The following is a 17147-nucleotide window of genomic DNA, read 5'->3' as shown; positions in this document are numbered from 1 at the left end:
TGGGGTCCTGATGATGTCGGTCGTCGTGGTGCGGCGCTCAGGATTTCGGCGCCGTGAAGCCGGGCGGGCAATGCAGCTGGGCGGTCGCGACCGCGCCGTTGCCGCAGGCCGCCTTGGGCGGCGGCGCGTTCGGTGTGGCGGGCGCCGACGAGGTGCCGTCGCCATTGCATGCGCCGAGCAGCGCCGCGCTCGCGAGCCTGCCGGTCAGGATCAGGTGCCGTAGTGCCGGCGTCTGCATGGGTTTTCTCCGTCGAATGATATCCGGCGGACGCGGGCTCGCGTCCGGGACGCGGCACCGCTCACCCACGTTGCGCGCGCCGCGTGACGATAATGACCGATTGTTACAGCGCGGTGTTCGAGCCCCGCCAAGCCGAGCCCCGCGGGGCTCGGCGGGTGACATTGGAAGGCTTCTCGGAAGTATTTCGGAAGCGGGACGGGGCAGATCGGGACGGCAGCGGTGGATTCCCCGGCGCGCGAATCGGGGCAAACCCCGCCAGCGTTTCGCCCGCCGCCCCGTTCCGGGATCGAGGCGAATGCACTACGATGTGTGACAGGGTTCCGGCACGCATCGAGACGCTCGCGGCATGCTCGGATCGGCACCCGCATCGGCCACGACATTCAGGGAGACGAGATCGCATGTCCAGCGCCCCCCTTCCCGCTGACGAAGCCTCGCGGCTCGCGAAGCTACGCAGCCTGCAGTTGCTCGACACCCCGGACGAGGAACGCTTCGATCGGATCACCCGGCTCGCGAGACGAATCTTCGATGTGCCGATCGCCCTGGTCTCGCTGGTCGACGAGAACCGCCAGTGGTTCAAGAGCTGCTTCGGGCTCGATGTGCGGGAGACCTCGCGCGACGTGTCTTTCTGCGCGCACGCGATCCTGTCCCAACAGACGCTGGTGATCCCCGACGCCACGCTCGACCCGCGCTTCGCCGACAACCCGCTGGTGACCGGCGCGCCCGGCATCCGCTTCTACGCGGGCCATCCGCTGGCCCTGCCCGACGGCACCAATCTCGGCACGCTATGCCTGATCGACACGCGCTCGCGCGAGGTCGACCCCGACGATCTCGCCCACCTGCGCGACCTGGCCGGACTGGCCGAGCGCGAGGTGGCGGCGGTGCAGATGGCCACGCTCGACGCGCTGACCTCGCTGTCGAACCGGCGCGGCTTCGAGGTGCTGGCCCGGCATGCGCTGAACGCCTGCAAGCGCGGCGGCCGGCGCGCCTCGCTGCTGTTCTTCGACCTCAACGACTTCAAGCAGATCAACGACCGCTACGGCCATGCCGAGGGCGACCGCGCGCTGACCCTGTTCGCGCGCTCGCTGAGCACCGTGCTGCGCGAGATGGACGTGGTCGGCCGGCTCGGCGGCGACGAATTCGTGGCCCTGCTGATCACCTCGCACGAAGTGGACGCGCCCGGCATCGTCGAGCGGCTGCGCGAGAATCTCGACGCGCGCGCCGAACAGGCCTCGCTCGATTACGCTATCCGCTTCAGCGTCGGCCACGTCGACTACGACCCGCGCGAGGATCCATCGGTCGAGCAGTTGCTGGCCGAATCGGACACGCGCATGTACGCGGACAAGCATCGCCGCAAGTCGGGCGGTTCGCGCTGATCGCCTCGGCCGCGCGCCGCGCTCGCCGATTGCCACCGAATCGCGCGAGAATCCCCCCTTGTCCGCTTCATTCGTTCCACCAGGAGTCATTCGATGCAGGTTGCCGCTTCATTCGTCGCCATTCTTTCCGCGCTGATGCTGGGCGCCATGATTCCCGGGCCGAGCTTCGTGCTGGTGGCCCGCAACGCGATCGGGCTGTCGCGCCGCGACGGGCTCGCCACCGCGCTGGGCATGGGCATCGGCGGCCTGGTGTTCGCCGGCATCGCGCTGGCGGGCCTCTATACCCTGCTGCGTTCGGTGGCCTGGCTCTATGTGGGACTGAAGGTGGCGGGCGGGCTCTACCTGCTCTACCTGGCGCTGCAGATCTGGCGCGGCGCGAAGCGCGACTTCGCGTTCGACGCCGATATCGCCCGGCATGGCGGCCAGCCGTTGCGCTCCTTGCGCGTCGGCCTGACCACCCAGCTGAGCAACCCGAAGACGGCGATCTGGTACGGCAGCATCTTCGCGGCGCTGTTGCCCGCGCATCCGCCGCTCATCGCCTACCTGGTGCTGCCGCCGGCCGTGTTCGCGATCGAGATGGGCTGGTACACCATCGTCGCGCTCGGCTTCTCGACGCGCCGGCCGCGCGAGTTGTACCTGCGCGCCCGTGGCGTGATCGACCGGCTGGCCGCCGGCGCGATCGCCGCGCTGGGGCTGCGCCTGATCCTCAACGCCCGCGGCACGGGGCTGTGAGCGCGAGGCCGGCGGCAAGCCGGCCTGGCCCCGCATGCAGCCGAGGCACGCGAAGCCGGGGCCCGGCTCGCGAAATGCCGGCGCGCAGGCCATCGCGCGCCGCCCGTCGCGACGGGCACGCGTTCCACTTCATGGATGACGAGGAATGGCCAGGGTGGCGGCGACGGGCGAAGGCCCGTCAGTGCCGCTTCTGCTGCCGCAGGTCGTCGCGCACGCGCTTGGCGGCCAGCAGGGCGACGTAGTCGAGGATGCGCGCGCCGTCGCGATATTCGGCGAGCGTCTTTTCGTAGAGTTCGGAAACGGTTTCCTTCGGCATGCGGGTTTCGGAGGCGATCGATTCGACGATCTCTTCGACGTTGATCTGCGCGGCCATGTGTTGCGCTCCAGGGGATGGACGAACGAGGGACGGACAATAACGACAACGGGCCCGACGACGGCGGGAAGCACATTGAACGACGCTGCTATCCGTTGCGCAAATTGAATCGCGCTATGGATTTCGCGGTGTCATCGTCGGTAATTGCCCGAGAATCGCGCCAGGAAGCCGGGCGTTAGGCCCGGCGCGGCTCGCGCGCGGTCCGGCCCCGAGCGAGGCATCCCGCGTTCGTCGCGCGCCGTGTTCCGGCCGTCGCACGATGCATGCCTCGCCGCCGCCAGCCACCCGCCCGCGGCGCGAGCGCGGGCGATCTGCCCCCGTGCCGTTTGCCAAAGCCGCCCCAGTCAAGTACCTTGGACGCCGTTTGGCGACCCGCGCCACGTTTCCCGACCGTCCCCACCGGAGGCCGTACCACGATGGATTTCGCCGTTCGCCGCCGCCTCGTCGCGGCTTTGCCCGCCGCCCTGTCGCTCGTCGTCACGCTCGGCGCCGGCCTTGCCGCCGGCAACGCCCAGGCCGCCGACTCGATCACCGTCGCCTCGAAGATCGATACCGAAGGCAGCCTGCTCGGCAACCTGATCGCGCAGGTGCTCAAGTCGCACGGCCTGGCCGTGGTCGACAAGATCAGCCTGGGCGCCACGCCGATCGTGCGCCGCGCCCTCACGTCAGGCGAGATCGACATCTATCCCGAATACACCGGCAACGCCGCGTTCTTCTTCAACAAGACCGACGACCCGGTCTGGAAGGATGCCGCCAAGGGTTACGCCGAAGCCAAGCGGCTCGACTACTCGGCCAACCACCTGGTCTGGCTCGCGCCGGCGCCGGCCAACAACACCTGGGGCATCGCGGTGCTCGGCCCGCTGGCCAGCCAGCAGCACCTGAAGTCCTTCAGCGAGTTCGGCCGCTGGATCGCCGGCGGCGGCAAGGTCAAGCTGGCCGCCTCGGCCGAGTTCGTCAACAGCGCCTCGGCCCTGCCCTCGTTCGAGAAGACCTACGGCTTCAAGCTCAAGCCCGACCAGTTGCTGGTGCTCTCGGGCGGCGACACGGCCGCCACCATCCGCGCGGCCGCCGCGCAGACCGACGGCGTCAACGCGGCGATGGTCTACGGCACCGACGGCGCGATCGCCGCCTCGGGGCTGGTGCTGCTCGACGACGACAAGAAGGTGCAGCCCGTCTACGCGCCCGCGCCGGTGATCCGCGAGGCGGTGCTGAAGGCGCATCCGCAGATCGCCGACTGGCTCAAGCCGGTATTCGCCAGCCTCGACCTCAAGACCCTGCAGACACTCAACAGCCGGATCCAGATCAACGGTGAACCGGCCGCGCACGTCGCCGCCACCTACCTCAAGACCAAGGGCTTCGTGCAATGAGCGAGGCCGCCGCGCCCGCGGCGAACGCTGCCCCCTCCCCGCGCCTCGACCGGATCGGCGTGCTGGTCATGCTGGCCGTGCTCGGCGCGCTGGCCCTGCCCTTCGTGACCTTCCGCGCCAACCGGATCGTGCCGGGCCACGGGCTCGGCGTGCTCGCCGCCTTCCCCGGCACGCTCGCGGCGCTGGCGATCGCCGGCTGGCTGGCGGCGGCCGCCCTCGCGCTGCTGCCGGGCCGGCCGCTGCGGCGCGCGCTGGCGGGCGCGCTCGCGCTGGCCTGGCTCGGCTACTGGCTCGGCGCGGCGCCCGCGCGGCTGGTCGATGCCGATTCGGCCGCGATCGCGCGGATCTCGCCGGCCGCCGGCGCCTGGCTGCTGCTGTTCGCCTTCGCGGTGCTGATCGCCGACGCGCTGGCGCGGCTCGGCCTGTCGCCCGCGCGGCGCGTGCTGGCCCTGGTGGTCGCGCTGGCGGCGGTGGGCGCGGCGCTGGCCAGCGGCATCTGGGACGGCCTGTCGGTGATGCAGGAATACGCGGTGCGCGCCGATACCTTCTGGACCGAGGCGCTGCGCCATCTCGAACTGGTGGCCGGCTCGACCTTCGCCGCCTTCGCGGTGGCGCTGCCGCTGGGCATCGGCTGCGCGCACCGGCCGGCCTGGCGCGCCACCCTGATGCCGGTGCTCAACGTGGTCCAGACCATCCCCAGCATCGCCCTGTTCGGCATCCTGATGGTGCCGCTCGGCCTGCTGGCCGCCCACCTGCCGCTGGCAGCCGCGCTCGGCATCAGCGGCATCGGCCCGGCCCCGGCCCTGGTCGCGCTGTTCCTCTACGCGCTGCTGCCGATCGTCTCGAGCGTGGTGGTCGGCATCGATCGCGTCGATCCCGGCGTGGTGGAGGCAGCCGCGGCAATGGGCATGACGCGCCGCCAGCGCGTGCTCGACATCGAGCTGGCGCTGGCCCTGCCGGTGATCCTGGCCGGGCTGCGCATCGTGCTGGTGCAGAACGTCGGGCTCGCCGCGGTGGCCGCGCTGATCGGCGGCGGCGGCTTCGGCACCTTCATCTTCCAGGGGCTCGGCCAGGCCGCCACCGACCTGGTACTGCTCGGCGCGCTGCCCACCATCGCGCTGGCCTTCGTGATCTCGGTGCTGTTCGACGCCGCGATCCAACTGACACAACTGACGCAACGGAACCCGGCATGATCGAAATCGAAGGCGTGAGCCGCCGCTTCGGCTCGCTGCTCGCGGTGGACCAGGTCTCGCTCGAGATCGCGCCCGGCACCGTCACCGCCCTGGTGGGCGCCTCGGGCAGCGGCAAGTCCACCCTGCTGCGCATGATCAACCGCCTGATCGAGCCGAGCGCCGGCACCATCCGCATCGACGGCGTCGACACCGCCACGCTGCGCGGCGAGACGCTGCGGCGCGGCATCGGCTACGTGATCCAGGGCCACGGGCTGTTCCCGCACTGGAGCGTGGCGCGCAATATCGCCACCGTGCCGACCCTGGCCGGCTGGTCGAAGTCGCGCATCGCCGAGCGCGTCGACGAACTGCTGCACCTGTTCGACCTCGATCCCTCGGTGTATCGCCACAAGCTGCCGCACCAGCTCTCGGGCGGGCAGCAGCAGCGTGTCGGCGTGGCGCGCGCGCTGGCCGCCGAGCCGGCCATCCTGCTGATGGACGAGCCGTTCGGCGCGCTCGACCCGCTGATCCGCGGCAAGGCCCAGGACGACCTGGCGGCCCTGCAGCGGCGCCTGAAGGTCACCGTGGTGCTGGTCACGCACGACATCGACGAGGCGCTGCGGCTGGGCGACCAGATCGCCGTGATGGACGGCGGCAAGCTGCTGCAGGCGGCTCCACCGGCGCAGCTGCTGGCACGCCCCGCGCCGGGCTTCGTGGAGCGCCTGGTGGCCGGCGCGGAACGGCCGCTGCGGCTGCTGGCCTTGACGCCGGTGGCGCGCCTGGCCGAGCCGGGCCAGGCCAGCGGCGCGCCGGTCGACGGCGCGAGTTCGCTGCGCGATGCCTTGTCCGAGCTGCTCTGGCGCGGCGCCGACGCGCTGCCGGTAACGGCACCGCCCGGCGAGCCGGCGCGGCGCATCACGCTCGCGGCGCTGGTGGCGCACGCGCGCAGCGGCGCATGAGCGGCCGCGCCCTCGCCGCCCTGGCGCGGCTCGCCGCGCTGGCCGCCCTGCTGGTGCTGATCGGGCGGCCCGACTGGCTGCAGCCGCTGTTCGCGCCGCTCGCCGAGCACGGCGCGCCGGCCATCTACGACCGCGCGAGCCTGGTCGATCTCACCCTCTCCCACCTGGCGATCGTGGCCGCCTCCAGCCTGATCGGCTCGGCGCTGGCGATGCTGGCCGGGATCGCCGTGACGCGCCCGGCCGGCGCCGATTTCCTGCCGGTGGCGCGCAGTATCGCCAACCTCGGCCAGACCTTCCCGCCGGTGGCGGTGCTCGCGCTGGCGGTGCCGGCGGTCGGCTTCGGCGCCAAGCCGGTGCTGCTCGCGCTGACGCTCTACGGCCTGCTGCCGGTGTTCGAGAGCACCCTCGCCGGCCTGGGCTCGATCGCGCCCGCCACCCTCGAGGCCGCGCGCGGCATGGGCATGAGCGAGCGGCAGCGGCTGCTGTCGATCGAGTTGCCGCTGGCCGCGCCGGTGATCCTCAACGGCGTGCGGCTGGCCGTGGTGATCAACCTCGGCACCGCGACGATCGGCTCGACGGTGGCCGCCAAGGGGCTCGGCGACGTGATCATCGCCGGCCTGCAGACCTCGAACACCGCCTTCGTGCTGCAAGGCGGCGTGATCGTGGCGCTGCTGGCGGTGCTGGTCTACGACGCGCTCGGCTTCGCCGGCCGGTGGCTTGCGCCCGCCCAGGGTGCGGCAGGCGCACGGACGACGCGCGGCTGATCCAGCCGCCGCGCGCCGCGCCATTCGGCGCCGGCACGATCGAGGCAAGGCCGCGGCATTCGCCAGGAACGATTCGCGCCGCGCGCCAATCCGCCGATTTCCCCGCAAAAATCAATCGATCGTTTCATCCATGAATAATCGATGGCGTTTTCCATATTCTCCTATCGATTTTCCGAAATGCTTTCGATCCCGATATTCATCCGTTACTACCTGAAATACGGGAATGAAATCTCTCGTATGACAATTGGTGCGCAAACGATTGACTGATCATCCTCCCGAAATTGCCTGCCCGGCCACGCTTTTAATATTCCAGAAAGCATCCTTGAATTCCTCTACCATCAAGCACTTTCGCCTATGAATAAGCTATTTAGTATCGCCGTGCGATTTTCATGATCGGGGTCAACACTATTCGGGTTCCGGAAGGTAAAGAAAGAAACAAATGTCCCGTTAACGCGATTACGACAGGCACTCGTCACGCCCGTTTTCGTCTCGAACCCCAATTGAAGAGGCCACCATGAAAATTCCCAGGCTGGGCATCAAACATAAACTGCTCGGCGGTTTCGGCATACTCGCGGCGATCGTGGTGGGCGTCTCGGCATTCGCGCTGCATGCGCTCTCGGACGCCAATCTCGCCTTCACCGGCTACACGGCTGGCGTGAACGCGCGCGCCAATACCGCGGCGCAGATCCGCATGGCGGTCGACCGGCGCGCGATCGCGGCGCGTAACCTGGTATTGGTGACCAAGCCCGACGATATCGCCGTGGAAAAAGCCGACGTCGAGCGCGCGCATGCCGACGTGCAGCGCTACCTGGCCCAGCTCCAGTCGCTGCTCGCCAGTGCGAGCGACACCACGCCCGAGGCGCGCCAACTCGCCGCCGACATCGCCAACGTCGAGAGCCGCTACGGGCCGGTGGCGCTGGCGATCGTCCAGCAGGCGCTGGCCGGCCAGCGCGAGGACGCGATCGCCGCGATCGACGACAAGTGCCGGCCGCTGCTGGCAGAGCTGGTGCGCGCCACCGACGCCTACGCGAGCTACACGCGCGAACGCGAGAGCGCGCTCGCGCAGGCCGGCGTGGAACGCTACGACACCGCGCGCAACCTGATGCTGGGGATCTGCGCGGCGGCCCTCGCGCTGGCCGCGCTGGCCGGGGTGGCGATCACCCGCTCGATCACGCGGCCACTGTCCGAGGCGGTGCGCGTGGCGCGCACCGTCGCCGACGGCGACCTGACCAGCCACATCGAGGTGCGCGGCCACGACGAGACGCGCGACCTGCTCGACGCGCTCAATACCATGAACACGCGCCTGGCCGGCATCGTCAGCCGCGTGCGCGAGGGCAGCTCGGGCATCGCGCTGGCGGTGGGCGAGATCGCCGCCGGCAACGTCGACCTGAGCCAGCGCACCGAGGAACAGGCGGCCTCGCTGCAGGAAACCGCGGCCACCATGGAGCAGTTCACCTCGACCGTGCGCCTGAACGCGGAAAACGCCCAGCAGGCCAGCACGCTGGCCAGCAGCGCCTCCGAGGTCGCGCAGCGCGGCAGCCACGCGGTGGGGCGCGTGGTCGACACCATGAACGACCTGGGAGAACGCTCCTCGAAGATCGCCGAGATCACCGGCATGATCGAGGGCATCGCGTTCCAGACCAACATCCTCGCGCTCAACGCGGCGGTCGAGGCGGCGCGCGCCGGCGAACAGGGCCGCGGCTTCGCGGTGGTGGCCAGCGAGGTGCGCGCGCTGGCCCAGCGCTCCTCGGGCGCGGCCAAGGAGATCAAGGAGCTGATCACGGCCTCGGTGCAGACCGTGCAGGACGGCGCCGTGCTCGCCGACGAGGCCGGCAGGACCATGAACGAGGTGACCCAGGCGGTGGCGCGCGTGACCGACATCATGGGCGAGATCGCCGCCGCCTCCTCCGAGCAGAGCCGCGGCATCGACCAGGTCAACCTGACCATCACCCAGATGGACGAGACCACCCAGCAGAACGCGGCCCTGGTCGAGCAGGCCGCGGCGGCCTCGAAGTCGCTGGAGACCCAGGGACGGCAACTCGACGAGACGGTGGCGACCTTCCGGATCGCGCAGGAACGGGCGAGCGGCATCGATGGCCTCGACGGCGGCGAGCGCCGGGCCGGCCGCGCCAACTGGCGCATGGTGCCGGCATGAGCCCCGCGCCCTGCCTGTTTCGCGACGGCGCGAGCCAGGCCGCGCGCGGCGCCCGGCGACGCGGCCTGGCACGGCGCGGCGATGCCCTGCATCACTGCCTGCGGCACGCGCGCTGGCGCGCGCCGCGCGAGCGGCGGCCGATGCCGCGTGCGCTCTGAGGAGCCGCTGCCGGCGCGAGCTCGGGCGTCGGCCCCGGCCGGCAGCGGTCCGCGGCGTCGGAACGAGAAGGCCATCTTCGTTCCGATGCGTTCCGGGCGGCTTGCCCCGAGCGGCGTGATGGCACGCGGCGCGGGGCAGCCGCCTTTTTTTCATGCTGGCGCAAGCGCCCGAACGTGACGATGCCGACGGCGCTCAGCCGGGCCGGGCCGGGCCGCCATTACGGTGCCGTTTTCCGCCACGACCGGAACAGATCGAGCAAGGCTCGACAGGGCGTCGACACGCTCCCTGCCCGCCGCCAGACCGCGCCGACATCCATGGTCGGCACCGTCACGCTCAGCTCGCGGCGGCTGATCCGGTTGCCCTCCAGCGACCAGGGGCGATAAACCAGGTCCGACAGGATCGTGACGCCGTGTCCGAGCGCGACCAGGCTCCTGACCGCTTCGATCGATCGGCTCTGCATCCGGACCCTGGGCGCGATACCGTAGCTTCCCCAGTACCTGCCGACCGTGCGCAGATGCTCGTCCATGTCCAGCAGCAGGTAGTCCTCGCGCGCGACATCCTCGAGCGTGACGCGCGACGCCTCCTGCAGCGGATGATCGGGACGGGTCCACAGGCGGCGGGCGTAGCGAAGGATCGTCTCGTACCTCAGGCCCTCGACTTCCGCCGTGTTCGATACCAGCAGCAGCGCGATATCGAGGCGATCGTCGGCCAGCATCGCCTCGATGGTCTCCCGCTCGCTTTCGACGATGCTCACGTTCAGCTTGCCGAAACGCTCGGCAACGGCCGACATCAGCGAGGGCATCAGGTAGGCCGAGATGGTTTCGGTCACGCCGATGCGAACCTGCCCCGCGACCTGCTCGGGCACCTCCTGCGCCGCCGCGACGGCGCGATCGACCGAGATCGCCGCGTGCTGCACATGACGCAGAAAGCGCTCGCCCGCCTGGGTGAGCCGAACCCCTCTGGAATGACGCTGGAGCAGGGTCGTGCCCACCGCGTCCTCGAGCTTCTTCAAGGCGATCGTCATCGACGACTGGGACACCGCGCAAAGGTTCGCCGACTGGGAAATCTGCCCGGTGTCGGCGACGGACACGAAGTATTCGATCTGGCGCAGGGTGATGGATGTGCTCACGGGCGGAAACCTCGAAGGGCCTGGCTGCGCCGCAACGGCCTTGCCTCGAAGGCCCGAGCGCGGCATCGGATCGAGCCTGGCGATATTGATGAAATATATATCAGGCCATCAAAAGTATGAATTTGCCATGGCCGAGCCGGCCTCCTAGCATGGACGCCATCATGCAGCAGTCGATGCGGGCGGATCGGGATTTCCGAGGAACAGCACGCACGCCCACCATGCCCCAACTCGCTCCAGGCTCCCCATGACCGAACGAATCCGCCTGAATCTCGCCGCGCTGCGCGCGCTCGAAACGGCCGAACGCTGCCACAGCTTCACCGCCGCCGCCAACGAACTCTGCCTGACGCACAGTGCGATCAGCCATCAGATCCGGCAGGTCGAATCGATGCTGGAGACGGCACTGTTTACGCGCACGCAGTCGCGGATGATTCCGAGCACCGCCTGTACGCGGCTGGCCGAGCGAGTGCGCCGGGGGCTGACCGATATCGAATCGGCACTGCAGGAGGCAAGACAGGCCGACCGGCCGCGGCGTCTGTCGCTCAAGCTCAGCGTCATGGCGGACTTCGCGACCGCGTGGCTGATCCCCTCGCTCGAGGCCTTCCACGGCCGGCACCCGCATCTCGATCTCTCGATCTCGGTGCGCCATACCCGCGATGCTTCGGACGCGCAGGAAGCCGATATCGGCATCTGGCACAAGAGCGTCGATCGACACGGATTCCAGTCGCGGAAACTGCTGGAGGATCGGGTGATCGCAGTCTGCACGCCGGGGTTCCTCGACCGGCACCCGCCACTGGCGACGGCCATCGACCTGGTTCGCGTTCCGCTGCTGCGCTTCTCCGGTCGCTCGTGGCAGGAATTTTTTCTTGCCGCCGGTCTCGATGCCGTCGCCCCCGAATCGGGTCCGATGTTCGACGATGCGGCATCGCTGCTGCATGCCGCCCTCGCGGGCCAGGGTGTCGCCATGCTGAGGGAGCGCTTGATCCATCCTTACCTGCGGGAGGGAAAACTGGTGCAGGTCGGGCACACCCGGATCCCCTCCCATCTCGACTACCATCTGTGCTGGCGCGAAGACACGCGCAAGCAGGCCGCCATCCTGCAGTTCGTCGCCTGGCTGGAGGACATGATCCAGCAGACGGGGCAAGCGTCACCGCCGCCACCGCACGACGATCCGACGGATATGCCGGGCATGCCGCGCTTCAGGCGCGAAGCCGCGCGTCGTAGAACGTGACGTCCTCGCCGTCGCGCAGATCCAGCACTTCGCAGCCGGATTCGGTGACCGCGACCACGTGCTCCCAGTAGACGGCCAGCGACTTGTCGGCGGTCTGTGCCGAACGCGTGACGTTGTTCAGGCGGATGCCCGCACCGGATCCGGCGCAAATGAACGGCTCGACCGTGATCACCATGCCCTTCTCCAGCACCCGCCCTTCGTTGATGGACGAGTCGTAGTAGGGAATCAGCCATCCGTCCGCGTGGACCTGGCCGATCGAATGCCCCGTTCCGCTCGGCACGCGCAGCATCGAGAACCCGAACGACTCGACATAGGCCTGCACGCGGCGGGCGATATCCTGCACCTTCGCGCCGGGGCGGACCAGGCTGATGCCCAGGCACATGGCCTGGTATCCGACCGCCATCAACAACCGCGCCTCGGCGCTGGTCTCCTCGCCGACGATCCACATGCGCTGGGTGTCGCCGCACCACCCTTCCTTCTTGATGCTGACGTCGACGCCGAACAGATCGCCCTTCTTCAGCGGCAAGTCGCTCGGTTCGCCGCTGAAGGCATTCTCGTTATGCGCGATCGAGATGCAGGCGTACTGGCTCGAATCGTAGCCGGCGAGATCCTCCCGATCGATTTCCGCGTGGTACTTGTTGACGATCAGGTCGTAGGCCAGGTCGTTGATCTGGCGCGAGCTCACGCCCGGCTGGATATGCGGCGTGAGATCCTGCAGGACCTGGGCAGCAATGCGACCCGCGGCGCGCAGCATCGCGATTTCCTCAGGAGTCTTGATGGAAATTTTGTTGTAATCGATATCGTGGCTCATGTTCTTATCCTGCTTTTCCGGTTGAACGCATGTTGCGATCTCCAAGCGGATCGCAACCTCGTGTCGAGCAGCTGATCCATCGCTTCGACATGGAGGAAGTATTGGATTTCGAGTGCCGCCTCGTCCAACGATAGGTTTTCACAACTGATGTGAAGGATTTTCGCCGTGCCCTGTCGGCATCGCGCCGAATGGCCGGCCTCTGCGTGCGTCGACTCCCAACTCTTATATAAGATATAAGATGTTTGACACACCCTCATGCGACGATTAAAATGCCGTCCGAAGCCGTGCCCGGGGCAGTTCTCGGGGCGTCTGACGCGCCTTCCCCTGAAACACAATGCCAGCAGGTTCCCCCATGCTTGAAAACTATCGCGCTCACGTGGCCGCCCGCGCCGCGCTCGGTATTCCCCCCCTGCCGCTGACGGCTCAGCAAACCGCCGAACTGGTGGAACTGCTGACCAACCCGCCGGCCGGCGAAGAGCAGACCCTGCTCGAGCTGATCACCCATCGCGTGCCTGCCGGCGTGGACGAAGCCGCGCGCGTGAAGGCCGGCTTCCTGGCCGCCGTCGCCAAGGGCGAGGCCGCCAGCCCGCTGATCTCTCGCGCGCACGCCACCGAACTGCTCGGCACCATGCTGGGCGGCTACAACATCCAGCCGCTGATCGAGCTGCTGTCCGACGAGGCGGTCGCCGCCGTGGCCGCCGACGCGCTGAAGAAAACCCTGCTGATGTTCGACCAGTTCCATGACGTCAAGGAACTGGCCGACCAGGGCAACGCGCACGCCAAGGCCGTGCTGCAGAGCTGGGCCGACGCCGAATGGTTCACCAGCCGCCCGGAAGTGCCGCAGAGCCTGACCATCACGGTCTTCAAGGTGACCGGCGAAACCAATACCGACGATCTCTCGCCGGCCCCGGACGCCACCACCCGCCCCGACATCCCGATGCACGCGCTGGCGATGCTGAAGAACACCCGCCCCGGCATCACGCCGGAAGAGGACGGCAAGCGCGGCCCGGTCAAGTTCATCGAATCGCTGAAGGAAAAGGGCCACCTGGTTGCCTACGTGGGCGACGTGGTCGGCACCGGCTCCTCGCGCAAGTCGGCCACCAACTCGGTGCTGTGGTTCACCGGCGAGGACATCCCCTACGTCCCGAACAAGCGCTTCGGCGGCGTGTGCCTGGGCAGCAAGATCGCCCCGATCTTCTACAACACCATGGAAGATGCCGGCGCGCTGCCGATCGAGCTCGACGTCTCGAAGATGGAGATGGGCGACGTGGTCGAGCTGCGCCCCTATGAAGGCAAGGCCTTGAAGAACGGCGAAGTGATCGCCGAATTCCAGGTCAAGTCCGAAGTGCTGTTCGACGAAGTGCGCGCCGGCGGCCGGATTCCGCTGATCATCGGACGCGGCCTGACCACCAAGGCGCGCGAGGCGTTGGGCCTGGCCCCGTCGACGCTGTTCCGCCTGCCGCAGCAGCCGGCCGACAGCGGTCGCGGCTTCTCGCTCGCGCAGAAGATGGTCGGCCGCGCCTGCGGCCTGCCGGAAGGCCAGGGCGTGCGCCCGGGCACCTACTGCGAACCGAAGATGACCTCGGTGGGCTCGCAGGACACCACCGGCCCGATGACGCGCGACGAGCTGAAGGACCTGGCCTGCCTGGGCTTCTCGGCCGACCTGGTGATGCAGTCGTTCTGCCACACGGCCGCCTATCCGAAGCCGGTGGACGTGAAGACCCACCAGACCCTGCCGAACTTCATCAGCACCCGCGGCGGCATCGCGCTGCGCCCGGGCGACGGCGTGATCCACTCCTGGCTGAACCGCATGCTGCTGCCCGACACGGTCGGCACCGGCGGCGATTCGCACACGCGCTTCCCGATCGGCATCAGCTTCCCGGCCGGTTCGGGCCTGGTCGCCTTCGCGGCCGCCACCGGCACCATGCCGCTGGACATGCCGGAATCGGTGCTGGTCCGCTTCAAGGGCAAGATGCAACCGGGCGTGACGCTGCGCGACCTGGTCAACGCGATCCCGCTGTACGCCATCAAGCAGGGCATGCTGACGGTGGCCAAGCAGGGCAAGAAGAACATCTTCTCGGGCCGCATCCTCGAGATCGAAGGCCTGCCGGACCTGAAGGTCGAGCAAGCCTTCGAGCTGTCGGACGCTTCGGCCGAGCGCTCGGCCGCCGGCTGCACGGTGCACCTGAACAAGGCGCCGATCATCGAGTACCTCAACAGCAACGTCACGCTGCTGAAGTGGATGATCGCCGAGGGCTACCAGGATCCGCGCAGCCTGCAGCGCCGGATCGCGGCGATGGAGCAGTGGCTGGCCGACCCGCAGCTGCTGGCACCGGATGCCGACGCGGAATACGCCGCCGTCATCGAGATCGACCTGGCCGACATCCACGAGCCGATCGTGGCCTGCCCGAACGATCCGGACGACGTGAAGACGCTGTCGGACGTGGCCGGCGCCAAGATCGACGAAGTGTTCATCGGCTCGTGCATGACCAACATCGGTCACTTCCGTGCCGCCTCGAAGCTGCTGGAAGGCAAGCGCGACATCCCCGTCAAGCTGTGGGTGGCCCCGCCGACCAAGATGGACCAAAAGCAGCTGACCGAGGAAGGCCATTACGGCGTGTTCGGCACCGCCGGCGCGCGTACCGAAATGCCGGGCTGCTCGCTGTGCATGGGCAACCAGGCACAGGTGCGCGAAGGCGCGACGGTGATGTCCACCTCCACCCGCAACTTCCCGAACCGCCTGGGCAAGAACACCAACGTGTATCTCGGCTCGGCGGAACTGGCGGCGATCTGCTCGCGCCTGGGCAAGATCCCGAGCAAGGAGGAGTACATGGCCGACATGGGCGTGCTCAACGCCAATGGCGATCAGATCTACAAGTACATGAACTTCGACCAGATCTCCGACTTCAAGGACGTGGCCGATACGGTCAAGGCCTGAATGGGTGAATCGCGTGCGGCGTGAGGTTGGCGCTGTCGCGAGGTGAAAAAGGCGCCGCGGGCTCACTGCCCGCGGCGCCTTTTTTGTGCGGTGCGCCAGGGGTCGGCCGGTGCCCGTCCTCCCCGGCAACCCTCCGCGCTTCCGTATACCATCGCGAAACCACCAAACCCCATGAGCCATCCCATGAGCGACCTGTCCGCCTTCCCGATCACGAAAAAATGGCCGGCGCAGCATCCCGACCGCATCCAACTCTACTCGCTGCCCACGCCCAACGGCGTCAAGGTCTCGATCGCGCTGGAGGAACTGGGCCTGCCCTACGAGCCGCACCTGGTGCGCTTCGACGCGAACGACCAGTTCTCGCCGGAGTTCCTGTCGCTGAACCCGAACAACAAGATCCCCGCGCTGATCGACCCGAACGGCCCCGGCGGCAAGCCGCTCGGCCTGTTCGAATCGGGCGCGATCCTGCTCTACCTGGCCGAGAAGACCGGCCAGTTGCTGCCGGCCGATCCGGCCGCGCGCTACCAGACCATCCAGTGGCTGATGTTCCAGATGGGCGGGATCGGGCCGATGTTCGGCCAGCTCGGTTTCTTCCACAAGTTCGCCGGACGCGAGTACGAGGACAAGCGCCCGCGCGATCGCTACGTCGGCGAATCGAAGCGGCTGCTCGGCGTGCTGGAGACGCGGCTGGCCACCAGCACCTGGATCGCCGGCGACGAATACACCATCGCCGACATCGCCACCTTCCCGTGGGTGCGCAACCTGATCGGCTTCTACGAGGCGCGCGAGCTGGTGGAGTTCGAGCACTTCCCGAACGTGGCGCGCGCGCTGGAAGCCTTCGTGGCGCGGCCGGCCGTGCAGCGCGGCCTGACCATCCCGGCGCGCGACTGACACGCGCCCTGCCCGGCCGTCGCGCTCGCGGCGGCGGCCGGCGCTTCGGGCGGGCCCGGTGCCCGCCCCTTCATCATGGCTTCGAAGCCTTCGCGTAGAGCGTCGAATCGGCGAAGCGATCGGTGTCGAGCACGCGCCCGATCAGGATCAGCGCGGTCCGCTCGATCGCGGTGCCGGCAATCTTTCCGACGATATCGGCCAGCGTGCCCGTCACGCGCGTCTCGTCCGGCCAACTGGCGCGATACACCACCGCGACCGGGCAATCGTCGCCGTAATGCGGGCGCACTTCCTCGACGATCCTCGCCAGATGGCGCACACCCAGATGGATCGCCAGCGTCGCGCGATGCGCGGCCAGCCCGCCCAGCGCCTCGCCCTCGGGCAGGGTGGTCTTGCCCGCGTAGCGCGTCAGGATCACCGTCTGCGCCACCTCGGGCAGGGTCAGCTCGACGCCGAGCGTGGCAGCGCAAGCCGCCGTGGCCGTCACCCCCGGCACGATCTCGTAGGGAATCCCGAGCGCCTTGAGGCGCCGGATCTGCTCGCCGATCGCGCCGTACAGCGAGGGGTCGCCGGAATGCACGCGTGCCACGTGCTCGCCGCGCGCGTGCGCCGCGCCCAGCAGCGCGACGATCGCATCGAGATCGAGCTCGGCGGTATTGACCACCGTGTGGGCCTGATGGCCGTCGAGCACGGCCTCGGGCACCAGCGAGCCCGCGTAGAGGATCACCGGGCAACTGCGCACCAGGCGCTGGCCCTTCACCGTGATCAGCTCGGGGTCGCCCGGCCCGGCGCCGATGAAATACACCGTCATCTGTGGTTTTCTCCTTGGGTTCCTTCGCTTGTCGCAGCGCCGGCGCCGGTCGAGCC

The 17147-nt window shown here is 68.6% G+C and carries 16 protein-coding genes; 11 read left to right on the top strand and 5 right to left on the bottom strand.

Annotated features, from left to right (window positions below; translation table 11 throughout):
* Positions 1–37: 37 nt before the first annotated feature.
* Positions 38–238, bottom strand: coding sequence for a hypothetical protein (locus BM43_RS33120; RefSeq protein ID WP_042286841.1), 201 nt, complete (start codon positions 236–238; stop codon positions 38–40).
* Between the two features lie 398 nt (positions 239–636).
* Between BM43_RS33120 and BM43_RS33115 the strand changes: the two genes are divergently transcribed.
* Both BM43_RS33115 and BM43_RS33110 read left to right on the top strand, forming a co-directional pair.
* On the top strand, positions 637–1611 hold the full coding sequence (locus tag BM43_RS33115) for a GGDEF domain-containing protein (protein ID WP_036051656.1): 975 nt from the start codon (positions 637–639) through the stop codon (positions 1609–1611).
* Positions 1612–1704: 93 nt separating this feature from the next.
* Positions 1705–2343, top strand: a complete 639-nt coding sequence (locus tag BM43_RS33110; RefSeq protein ID WP_036051657.1) for a LysE family translocator — start codon at positions 1705–1707, stop codon at positions 2341–2343.
* Between the two features lie 178 nt (positions 2344–2521).
* On the opposite strand, the gene BM43_RS33105 is transcribed toward BM43_RS33110, so the two are convergent.
* On the bottom strand, positions 2522–2716 hold the full coding sequence (locus BM43_RS33105) for a DUF3562 domain-containing protein (RefSeq protein WP_025098794.1): 195 nt from the start codon (positions 2714–2716) through the stop codon (positions 2522–2524).
* Positions 2717–3132: 416 nt separating this feature from the next.
* On the opposite strand from BM43_RS33105, the gene osmF reads away from it, so the two are divergent.
* The 6 genes from osmF to BM43_RS41455 all read left to right on the top strand — a co-directional run bounded on the left by osmF (position 3133) and on the right by BM43_RS41455 (position 9288).
* Positions 3133–4083: a glycine betaine ABC transporter substrate-binding protein OsmF gene (gene osmF, locus BM43_RS33100; protein WP_036051659.1), complete on the top strand. Its 951-nt coding sequence runs from the start codon at positions 3133–3135 to the stop codon at positions 4081–4083.
* Positions 4080–5276: an ABC transporter permease gene (locus BM43_RS33095; protein ID WP_036051662.1), complete on the top strand. Its 1197-nt coding sequence runs from the start codon at positions 4080–4082 to the stop codon at positions 5274–5276. The genes osmF and BM43_RS33095 overlap by 4 nt, the downstream gene beginning before the upstream one ends.
* A complete protein-coding gene (locus BM43_RS33090; protein WP_036051665.1) occupies positions 5273–6211 on the top strand; it encodes an ABC transporter ATP-binding protein in 939 nt (312 codons plus the stop codon). Before BM43_RS33095 ends, BM43_RS33090 begins: the two co-directional genes overlap by 4 nt.
* Positions 6208–6975 (top strand): ABC transporter permease, encoded by a 768-nt coding sequence (locus tag BM43_RS33085; protein ID WP_036051668.1) that lies wholly within the window; start codon positions 6208–6210, stop codon positions 6973–6975. The genes BM43_RS33090 and BM43_RS33085 overlap by 4 nt, the downstream gene beginning before the upstream one ends.
* Positions 6976–7489: 514 nt before the next feature.
* Entirely contained in the window at positions 7490–9130 is a 1641-nt protein-coding gene (locus tag BM43_RS33080; protein ID WP_036051670.1) for a methyl-accepting chemotaxis protein, read from the top strand.
* Positions 9127–9288 (top strand): hypothetical protein, encoded by a 162-nt coding sequence (locus tag BM43_RS41455; RefSeq protein ID WP_155296499.1) that lies wholly within the window; start codon positions 9127–9129, stop codon positions 9286–9288. Before BM43_RS33080 ends, BM43_RS41455 begins: the two co-directional genes overlap by 4 nt.
* Before the next feature lie 218 nt (positions 9289–9506).
* Here BM43_RS41455 and BM43_RS33075 read toward each other — a convergent pair whose 3' ends face one another.
* The gene (locus BM43_RS33075; protein ID WP_036051672.1) at positions 9507–10418 is read right to left on the bottom strand and encodes a LysR family transcriptional regulator; all 912 of its coding nucleotides are present in this window, start codon (positions 10416–10418) and stop codon (positions 9507–9509) included.
* A 244-nt stretch (positions 10419–10662) separates the two neighbouring features.
* On the opposite strand from BM43_RS33075, the gene BM43_RS33070 reads away from it, so the two are divergent.
* Complete coding sequence (locus BM43_RS33070; protein WP_063769129.1) at positions 10663–11646, top strand: LysR substrate-binding domain-containing protein; 984 nt, start codon at positions 10663–10665, stop codon at positions 11644–11646.
* On the opposite strand, the gene BM43_RS33065 is transcribed toward BM43_RS33070, so the two are convergent.
* Complete coding sequence (locus tag BM43_RS33065; protein ID WP_042283450.1) at positions 11615–12457, bottom strand: M24 family metallopeptidase; 843 nt, start codon at positions 12455–12457, stop codon at positions 11615–11617. The two genes, BM43_RS33070 and BM43_RS33065, sit on opposite strands and share 32 nt — an antisense overlap.
* 352 nt (positions 12458–12809) lie before the next feature.
* On the opposite strand from BM43_RS33065, the gene acnB reads away from it, so the two are divergent.
* Both acnB and BM43_RS33055 read left to right on the top strand, forming a co-directional pair.
* Positions 12810–15395, top strand: coding sequence for a bifunctional aconitate hydratase 2/2-methylisocitrate dehydratase (acnB, locus tag BM43_RS33060; protein WP_036051674.1), 2586 nt, complete (start codon positions 12810–12812; stop codon positions 15393–15395).
* Positions 15396–15578: 183 nt separating this feature from the next.
* The gene (locus BM43_RS33055; RefSeq protein ID WP_036051676.1) at positions 15579–16283 is read left to right on the top strand and encodes a glutathione S-transferase N-terminal domain-containing protein; all 705 of its coding nucleotides are present in this window, start codon (positions 15579–15581) and stop codon (positions 16281–16283) included.
* 73 nt (positions 16284–16356) lie between these two features.
* Here BM43_RS33055 and cobM read toward each other — a convergent pair whose 3' ends face one another.
* Positions 16357–17091 carry a precorrin-4 C(11)-methyltransferase gene (gene cobM, locus BM43_RS33050; protein ID WP_025098775.1) on the bottom strand — a complete coding sequence of 245 codons (735 nt, stop codon included), beginning with the start codon at positions 17089–17091 and terminating at the stop codon, positions 16357–16359.
* Between the last annotated feature and the right edge of the window lie 56 nt (positions 17092–17147).

This window comes from Burkholderia gladioli, assembly GCF_000959725.1.
Taxonomy (GTDB): Bacteria; Pseudomonadota; Gammaproteobacteria; order Burkholderiales; family Burkholderiaceae; genus Burkholderia; species Burkholderia gladioli.
The sequence above is the reverse complement of the archived record's forward strand: the minus strand, read 5'-3'. Positions and strand labels throughout refer to the sequence as shown.

Coding starts and splice junctions, on each gene's coding strand:
- BM43_RS33120 (WP_042286841.1), bottom strand. CDS start 238: ATGCAGACGCCGGCACTACGGCACCTGATCCTGACCGGCAGGCTCGCG.
- BM43_RS33115 (WP_036051656.1), top strand. CDS start 637: ATGTCCAGCGCCCCCCTTCCCGCTGACGAAGCCTCGCGGCTCGCGAAG.
- BM43_RS33110 (WP_036051657.1), top strand. CDS start 1,705: ATGCAGGTTGCCGCTTCATTCGTCGCCATTCTTTCCGCGCTGATGCTG.
- BM43_RS33105 (WP_025098794.1), bottom strand. CDS start 2,716: ATGGCCGCGCAGATCAACGTCGAAGAGATCGTCGAATCGATCGCCTCC.
- osmF (WP_036051659.1), top strand. CDS start 3,133: ATGGATTTCGCCGTTCGCCGCCGCCTCGTCGCGGCTTTGCCCGCCGCC.
- BM43_RS33095 (WP_036051662.1), top strand. CDS start 4,080: ATGAGCGAGGCCGCCGCGCCCGCGGCGAACGCTGCCCCCTCCCCGCGC.
- BM43_RS33090 (WP_036051665.1), top strand. CDS start 5,273: ATGATCGAAATCGAAGGCGTGAGCCGCCGCTTCGGCTCGCTGCTCGCG.
- BM43_RS33085 (WP_036051668.1), top strand. CDS start 6,208: ATGAGCGGCCGCGCCCTCGCCGCCCTGGCGCGGCTCGCCGCGCTGGCC.
- BM43_RS33080 (WP_036051670.1), top strand. CDS start 7,490: ATGAAAATTCCCAGGCTGGGCATCAAACATAAACTGCTCGGCGGTTTC.
- BM43_RS41455 (WP_155296499.1), top strand. CDS start 9,127: ATGAGCCCCGCGCCCTGCCTGTTTCGCGACGGCGCGAGCCAGGCCGCG.
- BM43_RS33070 (WP_063769129.1), top strand. CDS start 10,663: ATGACCGAACGAATCCGCCTGAATCTCGCCGCGCTGCGCGCGCTCGAA.
- BM43_RS33065 (WP_042283450.1), bottom strand. CDS start 12,457: ATGAGCCACGATATCGATTACAACAAAATTTCCATCAAGACTCCTGAG.
- acnB (WP_036051674.1), top strand. CDS start 12,810: ATGCTTGAAAACTATCGCGCTCACGTGGCCGCCCGCGCCGCGCTCGGT.
- BM43_RS33055 (WP_036051676.1), top strand. CDS start 15,579: ATGAGCGACCTGTCCGCCTTCCCGATCACGAAAAAATGGCCGGCGCAG.
- cobM (WP_025098775.1), bottom strand. CDS start 17,091: ATGACGGTGTATTTCATCGGCGCCGGGCCGGGCGACCCCGAGCTGATC.